The organism is Haloarcula sp. Atlit-120R (assembly GCF_003665885.1).
GTDB lineage: Archaea > Halobacteriota > Halobacteria > Halobacteriales > Haloarculaceae > Haloarcula > Haloarcula taiwanensis.
Genome location: NZ_QPLN01000004.1, coordinates 141,110 through 158,533, shown reverse-complemented (window position 1 = coordinate 158,533; position 17,424 = coordinate 141,110). Strand labels below are relative to the sequence as shown.

General features: G+C 55.9%; 12 protein-coding genes. 8 read left to right on the top strand and 4 right to left on the bottom strand.

Going from position 1 to position 17,424, the window contains the following annotated elements; all coding sequences use genetic code 11:
- Positions 1-22: 22 nt before the first annotated feature.
- Complete coding sequence (locus DVK01_RS15295; RefSeq protein WP_121537443.1) at positions 23-1,066, bottom strand: glycosyltransferase; 1,044 nt, start codon at positions 1,064-1,066, stop codon at positions 23-25.
- Between the two features lie 65 nt (positions 1,067-1,131).
- Between DVK01_RS15295 and DVK01_RS15290 the strand changes: the two genes are divergently transcribed.
- Genes DVK01_RS15290 through DVK01_RS21625 form a run of 3 tightly spaced genes read left to right on the top strand, consistent with a single transcriptional unit; the run spans position 1,132 to position 5,555 of the window.
- A complete protein-coding gene (locus DVK01_RS15290; protein ID WP_158598771.1) occupies positions 1,132-2,463 on the top strand; it encodes a sulfatase-like hydrolase/transferase in 1,332 nt (443 codons plus the stop codon).
- A 2-nt stretch (positions 2,464-2,465) separates the two neighbouring features.
- The gene (locus DVK01_RS15285) at positions 2,466-3,947 is read left to right on the top strand and encodes a flippase (RefSeq protein WP_121537439.1); all 1,482 of its coding nucleotides are present in this window, start codon (positions 2,466-2,468) and stop codon (positions 3,945-3,947) included.
- A gap of 45 nt (positions 3,948-3,992) precedes the next feature.
- A complete protein-coding gene (locus tag DVK01_RS21625; RefSeq protein WP_147435171.1) occupies positions 3,993-5,555 on the top strand; it encodes a hypothetical protein in 1,563 nt (520 codons plus the stop codon).
- Between the two features lie 27 nt (positions 5,556-5,582).
- On the opposite strand, the gene DVK01_RS15280 is transcribed toward DVK01_RS21625, so the two are convergent.
- Positions 5,583-6,032 (bottom strand): UPF0179 family protein, encoded by a 450-nt coding sequence (locus tag DVK01_RS15280; RefSeq protein WP_121537437.1) that lies wholly within the window; start codon positions 6,030-6,032, stop codon positions 5,583-5,585.
- A gap of 32 nt (positions 6,033-6,064) precedes the next feature.
- Entirely contained in the window at positions 6,065-6,442 is a 378-nt protein-coding gene (locus DVK01_RS15275; protein ID WP_101350187.1) for a DUF5820 family protein, read from the bottom strand.
- Positions 6,443-7,052: 610 nt separating this feature from the next.
- Between DVK01_RS15275 and DVK01_RS15270 the strand changes: the two genes are divergently transcribed.
- From DVK01_RS15270 to DVK01_RS15250, 5 genes are all read left to right on the top strand, one after another.
- Entirely contained in the window at positions 7,053-9,125 is a 2,073-nt protein-coding gene (locus tag DVK01_RS15270) for a PrkA family serine protein kinase (protein ID WP_121537435.1), read from the top strand.
- Entirely contained in the window at positions 9,125-11,407 is a 2,283-nt protein-coding gene (locus tag DVK01_RS15265; RefSeq protein ID WP_121537433.1) for a PrkA family serine protein kinase, read from the top strand. Before DVK01_RS15270 ends, DVK01_RS15265 begins: the two co-directional genes overlap by 1 nt.
- Positions 11,398-12,714, top strand: a complete 1,317-nt coding sequence (locus tag DVK01_RS15260) for a YeaH/YhbH family protein (protein ID WP_121537431.1) — start codon at positions 11,398-11,400, stop codon at positions 12,712-12,714. The genes DVK01_RS15265 and DVK01_RS15260 overlap by 10 nt, the downstream gene beginning before the upstream one ends.
- Positions 12,711-14,750 (top strand): SpoVR family protein, encoded by a 2,040-nt coding sequence (locus DVK01_RS15255; RefSeq protein ID WP_121537429.1) that lies wholly within the window; start codon positions 12,711-12,713, stop codon positions 14,748-14,750. Before DVK01_RS15260 ends, DVK01_RS15255 begins: the two co-directional genes overlap by 4 nt.
- 132 nt (positions 14,751-14,882) lie before the next feature.
- Positions 14,883-15,275, top strand: coding sequence for a secondary thiamine-phosphate synthase enzyme YjbQ (locus DVK01_RS15250; RefSeq protein ID WP_101350192.1), 393 nt, complete (start codon positions 14,883-14,885; stop codon positions 15,273-15,275).
- A 22-nt stretch (positions 15,276-15,297) separates the two neighbouring features.
- Here the strand turns inward: DVK01_RS15250 and DVK01_RS15245 are convergent, their stop codons facing one another.
- Positions 15,298-17,280 carry a long-chain fatty acid--CoA ligase gene (locus DVK01_RS15245; RefSeq protein WP_121537427.1) on the bottom strand — a complete coding sequence of 661 codons (1,983 nt, stop codon included), beginning with the start codon at positions 17,278-17,280 and terminating at the stop codon, positions 15,298-15,300.
- Between the last annotated feature and the right edge of the window lie 144 nt (positions 17,281-17,424).

Genomic DNA, 17,424 nt, shown 5'->3' with positions numbered 1-17,424 from the left:
TTATTCATACTGCTTACAAGTATCAATTCATTAAATCCCGATACAATTTACACGTCTCGGAGAAAGCATGTTCGTTTGCATATATTTTCATTTTCTCGCGGTATTCAGCATATAAACGGCGATTTTCACGCAACGCAACAACATTAGAGATTATCTGTTCTGTATTCTCTGACAATACCAAGCAGTCAAAATTGTCATTTATCTCTTGGAAATAATTTATATCCGATGTTATTGTTGGGACAGCATATGCAGCACACCAATTAAGTATGCCACTCTGAGAAATGCTCTCATACGGTAAGATCATTACGTCAATGGCACCAAATGCTTGGTGAAATTCCGTATCCGACAGAACACCTGTCAGCTGTAAGTTTTGCAGGCTTGAGTGAATAGATTCTTCAGTGATCTCTGAATCATCCCGTATCCCACCAGCTAAAATAAATTCGGTGTTTGGATGTTCTTTAGCAAGCTTGTTAAATATGTGTGGGTTTTTTCTTGGGTAGATATAACCAACCATTCCGACAACAAAGTCGCTCTCCGCATAGCCAAATTCCTCTTTAGCATTTTGAAGTTCTTTTGTTTGTCTCTGTGGTACCCCATGAGGTATCACAATTTTTTTGCTGAGGCTGGTGAAGGGCGGATCATAGATTTGTTTCGATGCAACAGAATCAAGAAATACTAATTTATATGATAAGACCCACATGATCTGATGTATTATCATAATATAAGCCATTCTGAACAGACTATCATCAGCTGAGTCCTTTTCCCAAACCTCATGTATGGATACGGTTATTTGTGGAACATCATATAATATAAATGTGAGATGGGTAGATATCAAGAATAGCGGAAAATAGAGCCCAGAAGGACCAAATGATTGATATCCTAAGTGAATGTTTATATGGTCTGGGTCATGATTTCGCTGTATTCTAATAACTTGCTTTACGTAGTATATTGGATTTAAATGGGGTTTTAGAGCTATTCTCTCAGTCTCCAGTTCTTCAGACAATGAAGACGCATATTTTCCCACGCCACCGGCTTGGACAGATGGCGAGACAATAATTGAGGTCATGTCTGTAATGAATGTCTCTTCCTCAAACCATTAGGTCTTTTATCATTCCGATTAATTTAGCGACTGTGACTAGTATCGCCGTTGTCGTTTTGGATACGCTGAGACGAGATACGTTTAATGAGCACTTTAACTGGATGCCGGGAACCAAATTCGAGAATGCATATTCCACCTCCCACTGGACAGTTCCCGCTCATGCATCCCTTTTTACAGGAAAATATCCCTCAGAGATTGGTGTTCATGGAAAATCCGTGGATTTAGATTGTCAAAAAGCAGTAATCGCCGAGAAATTACGGGCCGATGGTTATTCGACGAGAATGTTTACCGCAAATCCGCAAATATACATGTGGGACGGGTGGGATCGTGGGTTCAGGGACCATGTAGGCCCCTCAAATCTCGACCCAAAGTACGATAACTTGGTGGACTGGGAAGAATTCTATTCTAAAAATACCAAAACCGGAATTCGTAAATATTTTTCTGCATTAAGATATTGCATTGAAGATGATTCCCCAACAATCCCGTCGTTAAAAAGAGGTTATGAATTAGAAACCTCTACGCCAGACAGCGGTGCTAGTTCGGTACTAAAACGAATCAAGTCAATCGATGTAGGGAGCAAAGATTTCCTATTAATCAATCTAATGGATGTACATACTCCATATTATCCCCCGGAAGAGTACCGAAGCTACGCCGATCCGGTGAACGTGGTCTTTGCAGACAGTTTCTCAGATGAAGAGCTCAATAAAGAACGGATTCGGACCGCATATAAAGATTCTGTAAGGTATTTGTCTGACAAATACAAAGATATCTTCACAATTTTGTCGGAAAAGTATGACTACATTATCACCCTTTCAGATCACGGAGAGTTGCTCGGTGAACACGGGATGTGGAATCACAGTTACGGCCTTTATCAGGAACTGGTTAAAATACCTCTAGTGGTATCCGGACAAAATATACAGACAAAGTCAATTCCTCGTTCAGTAAGCATTTTAGATGTACACCAAACAATAGCAGATTTAGCCGATGTTGATGTCGAATCAAGGGGTGAAAACTTGTTGAATAGTTCTAAAAAGCAAGAGCACCTGTTTGAGTACCATGGATTGTTATCTTGGCATCAGGACCAGTTTGATAGGAAGAATATTCCTGAAAAAACATTTAACAGACTCGATACTCCTTTAGACGGCGTTGTTGATGACGAATGCTTCGCTCGTGAAGATCATGATGAAGGTATAGTTGTAGAACGTGGGAAAACTAATTCAGAGGATGCAAGCGAAAAGATCGACAAGATCATATCCCAATTCAAACGCACACCTCACGGAGGAATGGATGATCAAGATGCTGATGATGATGATGATGTATCGGATGAAGTGAAGTCAAGACTAGAAGACCTCGGTTATGCTTAGATATGAATTCTATTGATTTACCGAAAATCTTCACCAGTGCTAGTCTAGTTTTTATTGGAACGATATTCGGGCGTATATCCGGCTTAGCAGAGCGGCTTATTATTGGTAGAGCAATCGGTGTTGAGCAATACGGCTCTGTTAGCATTCTATTATCTTTAGTAATGTTTTCGTCTATACTTTGCTTATTTGGACTATCTGAGGGAGTTCCCCGCTACATATCGAGGCTTGAAAATAGAAGAGATCGGAGGGGTATCTGGATCTCGGCAACTATACTGTCGGCAGTTTTAAGTATAGCTATTGTAGTCTTGTTAGTTTTTTCTTCTGAGCGATTATCAGATATACTATTAAAGGAAAGGGTCGGGATCCTATTCGAGATGTTCGTATTAAGTATACCATTCATTGCGCTCACCGATATAAACGTTGGAGTGATACGGGGCTACGAAAATACCAAGTATAGAGTCCTCTCAAAAGATCTGTTATACCCATTTATAAGGATATTCATATTAGCGGTGGGAATCCGTTTCGGACTTGGCATTCAGTCGGCTGGATTTGCATACCTTATTGGCTCTTTTGGAGCCTTTTTATCATCTGGATACTTGGCAGCTAGGCTTTTGTCTCCAATTGGTGAATTCAAGTATCAGATTTCTTCCTTATCGAAATTTTCTGCACCACTTATGATATCATCTGCCATGGCGGTTTTACTCACTCAGACAGATACACTTATGCTTGGATATTTTAAAGGTTCCCTTCAGACCGGTTTGTACAGCGCTGCATATCCTCTAGCAGCCGGGCTGCAAATCGTTCTGGGCGCTTTTGGGTTTATATACCTACCACTGGCCTCCAAGCTAGACGCTGATGATGCTTCTGCAGATATGAATCGTATATATACTCTAACTACAAAGTGGGTATTTATAATTACGTTTCCAGCGTTCCTTGTATTTACCCTCTTTTCTTCTCAGACAATTAGACTATTTTGGGGAGAGACGTATCAATCAGCAGGAACTGCATTAGGGATCCTTTCGGCTGGCTTTTTCAGTAATGCAATCGTCGGTCGGAATAGAGAGACACTGTCCGCGATCGGTGAGACAAAGATTGTCATGTATTCTAATGTATTAGCGTACGTGGTCAATGTGTTTCTAAATATTCTATTGATACCACCTCTCGGTTTCGCTGGATCAGCTGTATCATCAGCGCTCTCTTACATCTTAATGAATATTTGCATCTATCTGATTCTAAGAATCAATTTCGGAGTCACACCTTATAGAGGACAGGTGTGGAAGATATACACATCCATTCCTCTGATTCAATTGCCGTTATTCTATGCCACGACACGGATTATATCAGTTGAGCCGATTCACGTGCCTCTCATTTTGATGACTAGTGGAGTTCTGAATCTGATTATAATCTACGTAGGGGGCTTCTTAAACGATGATGACATGATAGTTATATCTGAACTGCTCGATAAGGTACGGCCTATTAGTTAGTTTTAATTGTGTCCGCTCACTTAACTTTTGTATCCGATTGAGCAGATGAACAAAGTTAAAAAAGTCTCCTCCAGCTTATTTTTTATATCGGCTTCTTTGGTTATTATTACAATCTCTGCAGAGGCACCTACTAACTATTTCCGAGACGTGTTTTTTTACGCTGATACCTATATAGTAAGGAACATAATTGAACACGGTTATCTGACTACAGACAGCGTAACGTCCGATGCAAAGGTATTCTGGGGAAAAGCCTTCACTCGTAAAACGTTACCAATACTACCCCTATTAATTTCTGTGATAAAAATAGTAACAAATATCGACCTATCTACTATATACACTACCTTCCCATCGTTTATAATTCACTCTTTTGCATTTATGTTAATATTCCGCCGTCTTAAAATGAATACATTTGCTGTCATTTTATTGGGCGTAGCTGCTGGTACTGCAACACCGGGAACTTCATTGTATACAATGGCACCCAACGGGTCTGGGAGGGGTATTCTCTATACTGCCGTTGTGTTTCTTGTACTATTCCTGTACAGAATAAGGCCAAAAGACTCAAAAAATACGACTGTACTAGCGTTACCCATCATTATTTGCCTTTGTGCCCTATTCCAGTGGTACCCTCCTCACTATGCAAAATTATTAGGCATAGTCGGTGTGGTGACGGTAGCATTATCACACAAGCGCCTACAAAAGATGGCAGCCCTCCTGTCAATAATTATAATAGGCGGCCAGCTGTTTGTATGGATATTCACGATACCACTCGGCCCGTACGTACACTACTTCACTCTTGCAGTCTCTGGATTGAGTGAACTGCAAATATCGTCCCCACTGAGCGGTGGTACTGACGTCGGGACCAACGTAGCACTGAAATCCACAGCGATACCGCACAAATACTACTCATTACTGCCTCTGATACTCCTCTTCCCATCTGGTGTCTATGGTGGACTCCACGCTATAATTAAAATAACTAGGGACCGGTCAAAGATACACCCCATTGAATTGGTTGCAGTTAGTTGGGGAGTCACGGTATCAGTGATCAGCGTATTTTATTTAGCGACATCTACAGGCTGGCTTATAGGGCGGCCATATCTATTAGCACTTCCGGTGATTTTTCTCGGCGCTGGAATAGGAATTAAACAAAGGAGAAAATCCACACAGATAGCGATTTCACTTCTAATACTATTATTAGTTCTTGTTTCACTTTCATTTCAAGCGGGTAGCGCTGCTTCAGAGATACAAACGTATCAACCCGGTGTAGCAGAGGGATCTCAATGGGCTGGAGCGTATGCCGCCGGCAATGTTTATGGAGATGTCAAGACAGGGGCACCGATGGCAGCTTCTGGAGAATTTTCAGCCAGATATCCGAGGGAGTTTCAAGGGCTAGATAGAGGGTTCTATAGTGAAAATTACACAAGGTTTTGTAAACATATGAGGCCCTACCACGGAATGATTCTAAATAGTCAGATGCATCGGACGGGATTCTACGCAGCGGCTTTACCACGTAAACCGATGAATACATTTGCCTACAAGATGAGAGTCAAGAAGTCTGAGAAAGTCTACACAAACAGTGAGGCAACATATATAATTCCAAGCTGTGGTTAGAGATTGATAGAAAGGGTGATTACCTAACTATTCTCCGGGCGCTTCCAGCTCCACCAATGTCAAATCCCGATCTAGCATACAGTAGTCATGCGGCGGGTCGCCGATAATCTCGTCAATCCGATACTCCTCATCAAAATCAGCCCCGGCGGGCTCACAGTAAGGATGGCTGGGACATTCGGTGTGCGGACAGGGCCCCATCAGCGACGCCTTACTACCAGCGTACGCGCCCTTCGACGGAACATTGGCCCGAATCGGTGCGGGCTCGACCTCGACGGCCCGAACGCCGTCTTGATGCATCGCACAGTCTAGCGTCTGGCCGCTCTGTCTGACGTTGGTAATCCGGTACCGGTTCCCGGTCGTTAGATTGAGACACTGGTCGCGGTAGGGACACCCCGCACAGCCGCTGGCTTCGCCGCGGTAGACGAACTCCTCGCCGGCCTCGGCGAGGCGGGTCCCGACGAGCGTGACAGTAGTCATGGTAGCCTATACACTGCGAAGACGGTAAAGTATCATGACCGCCCGGTCAGTTCGTCCAGTTTGTCCAGATATGCCTCGCGGGGCACCTGATACAGCGAGCGGTGGTCCAGGTCGCCGTCGGCGAACTGGGTCGCCAGCTCCACCGCTCCCTCGACGGCAGCGTCGCGGCGTTCGTAGGAGTCGGCGTCGCGCTCAACGTCGGGTTCCAGATAGAAGGTGACGTACCAGCGCTCCCCGGTCCGGTCAGCGCCGGGGCGGCGGGTCCGCTTCCCGCGCGTGAGATAGATGGTCGGGAGACACGGGGCCGGGAACTGCTCGGAGTCAAAGACGTCCGGACGATATGCGAGGATGAGTTTGTCGTCGGTCTCGTTCCACACCGTCCAGTCGTCAGGAAGGCCCGACAGGTCCATATCGTCGAATTAGCGCGGACCGCCAAGAATCCGCTGGTCCGTCCCAGAGTTCGCCAGCTCTGGATACCGACAATCAGTGGCGCGGCGGAACGTCAAAGCGTCACGTTGCACTACTACGTGTCACGTTCTCAGCCGCCAATCAATCCGGCAACAGATTCACATCAATCCAGCGCTAAACACTGGCCGACACACCGAAGAGAACAGTTGACAACCGACACAGTATATAAACCAGCGAAAAAATAATGAGATGTGCTAACATACGTGTGGCCCGCCATCCCCGAGTTCGGCCGACCAGCGCACCGAAATTTATCGGCGGTATGCCCACAAGAGGGCAAAGTTCTTATATGAACAGAACTCGTACGGTAAATAGTATCGGAAACAGTTCGACACTGATTCCCGTTACCAAACCAGGTCGGAACAGTCCCCGTGTTCCGCCCGGCAGGTCAGCCATGGAAGGGTACACGCGCCACCCTGCAGTGAAGGGGTATTCAGCGGCTGTATGCGGTCACATCTGTAGCGGGCAGCACCGAGGACGAGCGGACACACAGCCCAGAGGCCAGCCCGCAACGGCCGGCGGTCGCCTGCAGCCACGACGGATTACTGAGATAGCATGAGCAAGAACAAAGAGACACTTGAAGCGCTGAGCAAGGAGTACCGTGACACGATACCGGCGGACCTCCGGAAGACGAACACGTTCGACTGGTATCTGCAACAGTTGTACGACGAACCGAAGATCGCCCGCAACGCCCACCAGCGCGTGGCGGATATGTTCGACTACTACGGCAAGTCCTACGACGAGGAGGCCGGCGTGGTCGAGTACGAACTGGCGAGCGAGGACCCGCTGAACGACGGCGAGAACACCTTCTACGGCCGGGTCATCCACGAGGCGATCCACGAGTTCGTCAACAAGGTCAAATCCGGCGCTCGCGGGCTCGGCCCCGAGAAGCGCATCAAGCTACTGCTGGGGCCGGTCGGGTCGGGCAAGTCCGACTTCGACCGGCAGGTCCGGCGGTACTTCGAGGACTACACGAGCCGGGACGAGGGGCGGATGTACACGTTCCGATGGACGAACCTCTGTGACGTGATTCACGACCAGGACCCGGCCGACGACGTGGTCCGGTCGCCGATGAACCAGGACCCGCTCGTGCTCCTTCCGCAGGCACAGCGGGACAAGGTCATCGAGGACATCAACGAGGACCTCGATGCGCCCTACACCATCCGGAACGAGCAGTCGCTGGACCCCGCCTCGGAGTTCTACATGGACCGCCTGCTGGCCGAATACGACGACGACCTCCAGGCTGTTCTCGAAAACCACATCGAAATCGTCCGCTTCGTCGCTGACGAGAACCAGCGGCGCGGTATCGAGACTTTCGAACCGAAAGACAAGAAAAATCAGGACGAGACGGAACTGACCGGCGACGTCAACTACTCGAAGATAGCCATCTACGGCGAGAGCGACCCGCGAGCGTTCGACTACTCCGGGGCGTTCTGTAACGCCAACCGCGGGATATTCTCCGGTGAGGAGCTGCTGAAGCTCCAGCGGGAGTTCCTCTATGACTTCCTCCATGCCAGTCAAGAACAGACAATCAAGCCCAAGAACAACCCCCGCATCGACATCGACCAGGTCATCGTCGGCCGGACGAACATGCCCGAGTACCGGGACAAGAAGGGCGACGAGAAGATGGAGGCGTTCAACGACCGGACCAAGCGCATCGACTTCCCGTACGTCCTCCAGTACGAGGCCGAAGCCAACATCTACCAGAAGATGCTACGCAACGCCGACCTGCCGGACATCCAGGTCGAGCCACACACCCTGGAGATGGCGGGCCTGTTCGGCGTCCTCACCCGCATCGAGGAGCCGGACAACGAATCCATCGACCTCGTGCAGAAGGCGAAAGCCTACAACGGCGAAATCGACGAGGCCGACGACGTCGACGTGAAGAAGCTCCGCGAGGAGGCGGAGAAAATGGCCGACATCGGCGAGGGGATGGACGGCGTCTCTCCGCGGTTCATCGGCGACGAGATCGCCGAGGCCATCATGGATTCGATGCACCGCAGCCGGGACTTCCTCTCGCCGCTGACGACGTTCAACCACCTCGAGGGCAACCTCGAAAACCACGGCTCCATCGACGAGGAGTCGTTCAGCAAGTACTACCGCTTCCTCGAACTCGTCCGCGAGGAGTACAAGGAGCGGGCCATCGAGGACGTGCGCCACGCGCTGGCCTACGACATGGACGAGATTCAGCGCCAGGGCGAGAAGTACATGGACCACGTCATGGCCTACATCGACGACGCGACCGTCGAGGACGAACTCACCGGCCGCGAGCAAGAGCCCGACGAGCAGTTCCTCCGGTCGGTTGAGGAGAAGCTCAATCTCCCCGAGGACCGCAAGGACGACTTCCGGCAGGAAGTGTCCAACTGGGTGTCCCGGCGCGCCCGCGAAGGTGACACGTTCAATCCGCAGGACAACGACCGCCTGCGCCGGGCGCTGGAACGCAAGCTCTGGGAGGACAAGAAGCACAACATCAACTTCTCGGCGCTTGTCTCCAGTTCGGAGATGGATGACGAGGAGCGCAACCAGTGGATCGACGCCCTCATCGAGCAGGGCTACTCCGAGGAGGGGGCCAAGGAAGTGCTCGAGTTCGCCGGTGCGGAGGTCGCCAAAAGCGAGATGGAAGAGTAATGACAGGCCAGGAGTACATCGACCGCGCGGACGAGTCTCTCGACGCCGCCTACGAGGCCCCGATGAGCCTCGCGGAGTACGTCGACACCGTCCTCGAAACGCCCCAGGTCGCGGCGCATGCCTCAAAGTACCTGCTCGACGCCATCGAGGACGCGGGGACCCGGATGGTCATCGAGGAAGGCGACGAGAAGGAGCGCTACCGCTTCTTCGACGACCCGTACAACGACGGCGAGCACGCCATCCTCGGCAACACTGAGGTGCTGAATGCCTTCGTCGACGACCTCCGCTCGATCGCCGCGGGTCGCGGGAAAGACGAGAAGATAATCTGGCTGGAGGGGCCGACGGCGACTGGCAAGTCCGAACTGAAGCGCTGTCTCATCAACGGCCTCCGGGAGTACTCGAAGACGCCCGAGGGCCGGCGCTACACCGTCGAGTGGAACGTCGCCGGGGCCGGCGGCAGCGCCACCAGCATGACCTACGGGAACGCGGCCATCGAAGACGAGGACGACTGGTACGAAAGCCCCGTCCAAGCCCACCCGCTGACGGTGTTCCCCGACGACGTGCGGGCGGACCTGCTTGCCGAGGTCAACGAGCGCCTCGACGACCACATCCCCATCCGCGTCGAGGGCCAACTGGACCCGTTCTCGCGGGAGGCCTACGACTTCCTCGAAGAGCAGTACCGCCGGCAGGGCGAGACGGACCTGTTCTCGGCAGTCACCCAGCCGTCCCACCTCCGGGTGAAGAACTTCGTCGTGGACGTGGGACGGGGCATCGGCATCCTCCACTCCGAGGACGAGGGCACGCCGAAGGAACGGCTCGTCGGCTCGTGGATGCACGGCATGCTCCGCGAACTCGATTCGAGAGGCCGGAAGAACCCACAGGCGTTTAGCTACGACGGCGTCCTCTCTCAGGGCAACGGTCTGCTTACGGTCGTCGAGGACGCCGCCCAGCACGCCGACTTGCTCCAGAAGCTGCTGAACGTCCCCGACGAGAGCCACGTCAAACTCGACAAAGGCATCGGAATGGACGTGGACACCCAGCTGGTCATCATCTCGAACCCGGACCTCGAAGCCCAACTGAACAAGCACGCCGACCGCGAGGGCCAGGACCCGCTGAAGGCGCTGAAACGCCGGCTGGACAAACACGAGTTCACGTACCTGACGAACCTCTCGCTGGAGGCGCAGTTGCTCCGGCGCGAACTCACGAACGAGACGGCGGTCTGGGACCCCGAGTCCTGGGACGAACTGGAGACGTGGATTCAGGAGCCACTGACCATCTCGGTCAGAGACGAGGTGGCCTCGGCCACCGAGAAGGAGCTGGCTCCACACACCGTCGAGTCCGCCGCGCTGTACGCCGTCGTCTCGCGGCTCGACAGCGCCGAGATCCCCACCGGGCTGGACCTCGTGGACAAGGCCCTGCTGTTCGACCGCGGCTACCTGATGGAGGGCGACGAGCGCGTCGACATCGACGACTACGACCTGGAGACTACCGCCGAGGACGGCGACCACGGCATCCCGGTCACCTACGTCCGTGATATCATCGCCGACCTGCTCCACGAGCCACAGGACCGACATCACTCCGACCTTCCGGTCGAGCACGTGCTGATGCCACGGGACGTGCTCAACGCCGTCGCCGAGGGGCTCGAAGACGCCCCCGTGTTCTCGACCGGTGAGGCCACGGAGTACGAGGAACGCGTTGTGACTGTCAAGAACTACATCTTCGGCCAGCAGGAACAGGACGTGCTCGACGCGATGATGCGGGACAAGCGCGTCGACGAGGCGACCGTCGAGGAGTACATCGAGCACGTCTACGCCTGGGAATCGGACGACCAGATAGAGAACGAGCGAGGCGAACTTGTCGACCCGGACCCGCTGAAGATGAAGGTGTTCGAGATCGAGCATCTGGGCCGGTTCGACGAGAAGAACTACGACGGCAACGAGCCCGACCACGCCGTCGAGCAGTTCCGCACCGACAAGATAATCACGGCGCTGAACCGCCACGCGTGGCAGCGCCGCGACGAGGAGTTCCGCGTCGGCGACGTCAACCCCAAGGAGATTCCGGTCATCAACACGGTCCTCGGGAGCTACGACTGGGACGATATCAAGCGGACCTACGAGGACTTCGAGCCCGGGCAGTGGGACAACCCGCCGTCCGGGACCGAGACGGCCCGCCTCAAGGCCAAGACGCTCTCGAACATGGTCGAGATGTTCGACTACACCGAGGCGTCGGCCGAACTGACGAGCAGGCACGTCATGAGCCAGGTGAGTTACAGATGGGACTGAAAGACGACCTCGAACGGTACCGCGACGTGGGCGAGGAGCGCCGTCAGGACCTCGCCGAGTTCATCCAGTACGGCGACCTCGGCCAGTCGCGGGGCGACTCCGTCCGCATCCCGATCAAGATTGTCGACCTGCCGGAGTTCGAGTACGACCAGCGCGATCAGGGCGGCGTCGGCCAGGGCGAGGGGGCCGAAGAGGGCGACCCGGTCGGCCAGCCACAGCCCCAGCCCGGCGACGGCGACGACGGGGAGGACGGCGACCCCGGCGAGGAAGGCGGCGAACACGAGTACTACGAGATGGACCCCGAGGAATTCGCCGAGGAACTCGATGAGCAACTCGGGCTCGACCTCGAACCCAAGGGCAAGAAGGTCATCGAGGAGAAGGAGGGCGACTTCACGGACATCACCCGGACCGGCCCCTCCTCGACGCTTGACTTCGAGCGGCTGTTCAAGAAAGGACTCAAGCGCAAGCTCGCGATGGACTTCGACGAGGACTACGTCCGCGAGGCGCTGAAAGTCGACGGCTGGGGGCCGGCCACCGTCTACGAGTGGACCCGCGAGCAGAACATGCCCGTCTCGAAGGCGTGGATAGACGACGCCTACGAGGAACTGCCCGCCGACGAGCGGGCCGTCTGGGACTCCATCGAGGAGATGGAGGACAACGTCGACCGCGTCGAGACCTCCCAGCGCATCCGCCGGGAGGGCGTCGACCAGATTCCATTCCGCCGCGAGGACGAACGCTACCGCTACCCCGAAATCGTCGAAGAGCGGGAGAAAAACGTCGTCGTCGTCAACATCCGGGACGTGTCGGGGTCGATGCGCCAGAAGAAACGCGAACTCGTCGAGCGGACGTTCACGCCGCTTGATTGGTATCTCACCGGTAAGTACGACAACGCCGAGTTCGTCTACATCGCCCACGACGCCGACGCCTGGGAGGTCGAACGCGAGGAGTTCTTCGGCATCCGCTCGGGCGGGGGCACGCGCATCTCCAGCGCGTACGAACTCGCCGCGGAGGTCCTCGAAGAGGAGTACCCCTGGAGCGAGTGGAACCGCTACGTGTTCGCGGCGGGCGACAGCGAGAACTCCTCGAACGACACCGAGGAGAAAGTCATCCCGCTGATGGAACAGATTCCGGCGAACCTCCACGCGTACGTGGAAACCCAGCCGAGCGGCAACGCCATCAACGCCACCCACGCCGAGGAGGTCGAACGCTCCTTCCGCGACGCCGACAACGTCGCGGTCGCGTACGTCTCCTCGCCGGAAGACGTGGTGGACGCCATCTACGACATACTCAGCACGGAGGACCAATGAACAACGACAGATTCGCGAAACAGCGCGTGGCCGACGACCTCGACGAGCCCGTCGAGGAGGCCGGCAATCTCGCCAGAAAGCTCGGCCTGAAGCCGTACCCGGTGAACTACTGGATCGTCGACTACGACGAGATGAACGAACTCATCGCCTACGGTGGGTTCCAGCAGCGATACCCCCACTGGCGGTGGGGAATGCAGTACGACCGCCAGCAAAAACAGGGCCAGTTCCTCGGCGGGAAGGCCTTCGAAATCGTCAACAACGACGACCCTGCTCACGCCTTCCTCCAGGAGTCGAACACCCTGGCCGACCAGAAGGCCGTCATCACCCACGTCGAGGCCCACGCGGACTTCTTCGCCAACAACGAGTGGTTCCGCATGTTCACCGACGGCTCCTCGCGGACGACGACCGATGCCTCCGGCGAGGACCGCCGCCGCGGCCCCGACGCCGCCGGAATGTTAGCCCGCCACGGCGACACCATCCAGGAGTACATGCAGGACCCCGACATCGAGCGGGCCGAGGTCGAGCGGTTCATCGACCACGTCCTCTGTCTGGAGGACAACATCGACCAGCACGTCCCCTACAGCCCCGTCGAAACGGTCCCCGAGGAGTTCGAGGACATCGAAGGGGCCGACGTGACCGACCAGCTGGAGGACCTCGATCTCTCCGAGGAGGTCAAACGGCAGGTGTTCGACGAGGAGTGGCTGGACGCCCAGCGCGACGACGACGAGAACGTCACGTTCCCCGCCGAGCCCGAGAAGGACGTGCTCGGCTTCCTCCGGAAACACGGCATGCAGTACGACGGGGACGCCGAACGCGCCACGGAGATGGCGGACTGGCAGAAAGAACTGCTGGAGCTGCTCCGCCGCGAGGCCTACTACTTCGCCCCCCAGAAGATGACGAAGGTGATGAACGAGGGCTGGGCCTCCTACTGGGAATCCCTGATGATGACCGGCGAGCAGTTCGCCGGCGACGACGAGTTCATCCTCTACTCCGACCACATGTCGAAGGTGCTGGGCTCGGGGGGGCTGAACCCCTACAGCCTCGGCCTGGAGATCTGGGAGTACGTCGAGAACACGGAGAACCGCCGCGAGGTCATCGAGCGCCTACTCCGTGTCGAGGGCATCACCTGGCGGAACTTCGACGACAGCGTCGACTACGAGATGGTTCAGGACCACCTGGAGCCGCCCGAGTGGCTCACCGATGTCCCGGGCCACCTCGACGACCTCGACCCCGAGGACCCGCGGGTCGACGCAGACGGGCTGGCGGCGGCCCGCGACGGCGCGTTCGATGTCGAACAGTACCCTTGGAAGGCGCTGACTTACGAGGGGCTGGCCCAGCGCCACTACTCGCTGGTCAAGCCCCAGTACCGCGGGTTCGTCTCCCGGGTCGGCCAGGAGGAACTGGAGCGGACCGCCCGCTACATGTTCGACGACTCGCGCTACGACAGCGTCACGGACGCACTCGAGGACGTGGACTACACCCGCGGCTGGGAACGAATGCGAGAGATTCGGGAGAGCCACAACGACGTGACTTTCCTCGACGAGTTCCTCACCCAGGAGTTCGTCGACGACAACGACTACTTTACCTACGAGTACACCCACGCCTCCGGCGACTACCGGGTGACCTCGACAGACCACGAGGACGTCAAGAAGAAGCTGATGTTGCAGTTCACCAACTTCGGCAAGCCCACAGTCGTCGTCGAGGATGGCAACTACCAGAACCGTAACGAACTGCTACTGGCTCACCGGTACAACGGCGTGATGCTCGACATCGGGCAGGCCAAGGAGGTCCTGAAGCGCACCTTCGAACTCTGGGGCCGCCCGGTGAACCTCCTGACGATCGTCAAGGAGTTCGACGACCATGACGTGGAGGTCGCCAAACGGCGCGACCGCGAGCCCGAGCCCGAGGAGGTCGGCAAGCGCATCCGATACGACGGCGACGAGGTCACCGTCACCGACGTGGACTGGGCCGAGGTCGAACACCTCACGGCGACCGACATCGACTACAACACCAAGCCCGACGAATGGCTGGCCTGAGTGCTGTGGGGCACTCTCGGCGCAGGCGGAGAACCGCCCTACGACACTGACAGGCAGTTTCTCGTTACAGCCACCCGAATCATAGATAATAAATGTCCTATCTTCACATAGGTCCGGGGAGTGGCATTCGATATGAGCGCGACTCGGTTCACTGTCAAAAGCGATGCACACACCGATGTAGTGGATATTACCGAGCAAGTCCGGGAGGTAATCCCCGCAGACGCAGAGGGAACCTGTACCGTGTTCGTCCGCCACACCACGGCGGGCATCACAGTCAACGAGGCCGAGCCGCGGTTGCTGGGAGACCTCAGCGACGCACTCGGTGACCTCGTCCCGGACAGCGGGTGGGCCCACGACGAACTGGACGGCAACGCGGATTCACACGTCCGGGCGATGTTTGTCGGGCCAAGCGAGACGATTCCCGTCCGCGACGGGGACCTCGATATGGGGACGTGGCAGTCCGTGCTGTTCGTTGACTGTGACGGGCCGCGCGAACGAGCGGTTGACGTGGTCGTTACCGACTGAATCGGAGTGCAGGTGATCCCGGTCAGGCCGCTTCGACCTGCTGCTCGCCGTATATCTCGGCGAGTTTTTCACGGTACGCGCTGCGGATGTTGCGGCGCTTCTTTTTCATGGACGGCGTAAGCAAGTCGTTCTCCGCGGTCCACTCCCGGGAGACAAGCGCAAAGGACTTGATACGCTCGACGCGTTCGAGTTCCTCGTTGACCGCGTCGACGGCGGTCTGGACCCACGCGTGGACGCGTTCGTCATCGACCAGTGCTTCGGGATCGGCGGGAAGGTCGACGCCCTCGCTGTCGGCCCACCGGCGGAGTTCCTCGAAGTTCGGAACGATTATCGCGCCGACGAACTTCTGGTCGTCACCGACGACCATGACCTGGTCGACTCGGTCGCTCGTCGCGAACTGGTCTTCGATGGGCTGTGGCGCGACGTTCTTTCCGGTCGAGAGGACGAGCAGTTCCTTGAGGCGGTCGTGGTAGATGAGGAAGTCGTCGTCGGTCCGCTCGACGATGTCGCCGGTTCGGAACCACTGGGTGCCGTCGATCTCCGTGAAGGCCCGCGTCGTCGCATCGGGCGCGTTCCAGTACCCCTGCGTGACGTTCGGGCCGTCGACGAGCAGTTCGCCCACGTCGCCAGTGACGTCATCGAATTCGCTGGCGTCGACGACACCGGTGTCGATGTGAATGTCGACAGCAGGTAGCGGGGCTCCCAGCGTTCCGGGACGGATATCTTCTGGCGGATTCACCGTCAAAACCGGCGACGTTTCCGTAAGCCCGTATCCTTCGAGAATCGTCAGCCCCATGCCGAGGAACGTCTCACAGAGCGTTTTCGAAAGACTGCCGCCGCCGCTGACCATGAACTCGATGTTCCCGCCAAGCCGTTCTTTGACGGTGCTGTAGACGAGGCGGTCTGCGAGCGAGTGTTTCGCTGTGAGTATCGGTCCAGGGTCGTCGGTTCGGGCGTAGTCGCGGGCTACGTCCATCGCCCAGTCGAAAATCCGCTTTTTGAGCGGGGACTCGCTGGCCTGCGTTCGCATGTTGTCGAAAATACGCTCGTAGACTCTGGGGACACTCAATCCGGTCATCGGTTGGACGGTCTGGAGGTCGTCGGCCAGCGTATCCGGGCTTTCGGCGTAGCTCACAGCCGCGCCGGAGGCGTACATGAAGAAATGACCCGCGAGGCGCTCGAATACGTGTGCCAGCGGGAGGAACGCTATCGAACGCGTCTCGGCGGTAACGGTCGGCAGGTCCGACGACTTGTCCGGTCGTGGCCCGATTCGCCTGCGCGTCTGGTTGACGTTCGACCGGAAGTTGCGGTGAGTGAGCCGGACCCCTTTCGGTTGGCCTGTCGTTCCGGAGGTGTAGATGAGGCTCGCAAGGTCGTCGGGGTCGCGCTCGTCAAGCCAGGACTGGTACGCCGACTCGCTGAACGTCTCCTCGCCGCGCTTGTACACTGTATCGAGTGTGTACACGTCTTCGCGGTCCACATCGATATCGTCCATGACGACGATGAACGAGAGCGAGAGAGCGTCCTCGACAGCAAGAACGCGGTCCAGCATCGCAGCGTTCTCCACGACGACAGCGCTCGCCTCCGGGTCCGACAGCAGATACTGGACCTGGTTCGGTGAGGAATCCGTATACACTGTCGTCACCACCCCGCCCGCAGAGAGAACGGCAAAGTCGCTCAGCGCCCACTCCATCCGCGTGTTTGCCAGGATACCGACGCGGGTGTCCGGGCCGACACCGAGGTCGCGGAACCCTGCAGCCAAGTGTTTGACCAGGTGATGCATCCGCTCGTAGCTGAGTTCGGCGTAGTCGCCGTCGGGAGCCGCCGGTATCACGTCGTCAGTCAGTGCCCGGTCGTAGACGCCACCCTTGTACAGTTGGGCGGTCGTGTCAGCGTTCCGGGCCGCGCTTGCGGCAAACATTTCGCCCAGCGTGTCGTCGCCGATGACTTCGTCAGTATACGCTTCCTCGGCCTGACGCCAGTCAGAGTGATTGCCTGCGGTCATGTCATACCGCAGTGTTCACTAGGCCATCCCAAATATGTGCAGGGTGTTAACACTCAATTGGTTTGTCGGAGTTGATTCCGTCAACGGTTTTAGACGAGGAGGCGACGAGTGAGGGGCAAGGTGTCGCACCAAGATTTTATCGCG

Excerpts from the sequence above, each read along its gene's own strand:
- DVK01_RS15295 (WP_121537443.1), bottom strand. The coding sequence starts at position 1,066 with ATGACCTCAATTATTGTCTCGCCATCTGTCCAAGCCGGTGGCGTGGGA.
- DVK01_RS15285 (WP_121537439.1), top strand. The coding sequence starts at position 2,466 with ATGAATTCTATTGATTTACCGAAAATCTTCACCAGTGCTAGTCTAGTT.
- DVK01_RS21625 (WP_147435171.1), top strand. The coding sequence starts at position 3,993 with ATGAACAAAGTTAAAAAAGTCTCCTCCAGCTTATTTTTTATATCGGCT.
- DVK01_RS15280 (WP_121537437.1), bottom strand. The coding sequence starts at position 6,032 with ATGACTACTGTCACGCTCGTCGGGACCCGCCTCGCCGAGGCCGGCGAG.
- DVK01_RS15275 (WP_101350187.1), bottom strand. The coding sequence starts at position 6,442 with ATGGACCTGTCGGGCCTTCCTGACGACTGGACGGTGTGGAACGAGACC.
- DVK01_RS15270 (WP_121537435.1), top strand. The coding sequence starts at position 7,053 with ATGAGCAAGAACAAAGAGACACTTGAAGCGCTGAGCAAGGAGTACCGT.
- DVK01_RS15265 (WP_121537433.1), top strand. The coding sequence starts at position 9,125 with ATGACAGGCCAGGAGTACATCGACCGCGCGGACGAGTCTCTCGACGCC.
- DVK01_RS15260 (WP_121537431.1), top strand. The coding sequence starts at position 11,398 with ATGGGACTGAAAGACGACCTCGAACGGTACCGCGACGTGGGCGAGGAG.
- DVK01_RS15255 (WP_121537429.1), top strand. The coding sequence starts at position 12,711 with ATGAACAACGACAGATTCGCGAAACAGCGCGTGGCCGACGACCTCGAC.
- DVK01_RS15250 (WP_101350192.1), top strand. The coding sequence starts at position 14,883 with ATGAGCGCGACTCGGTTCACTGTCAAAAGCGATGCACACACCGATGTA.
- DVK01_RS15245 (WP_121537427.1), bottom strand. The coding sequence starts at position 17,280 with ATGACCGCAGGCAATCACTCTGACTGGCGTCAGGCCGAGGAAGCGTAT.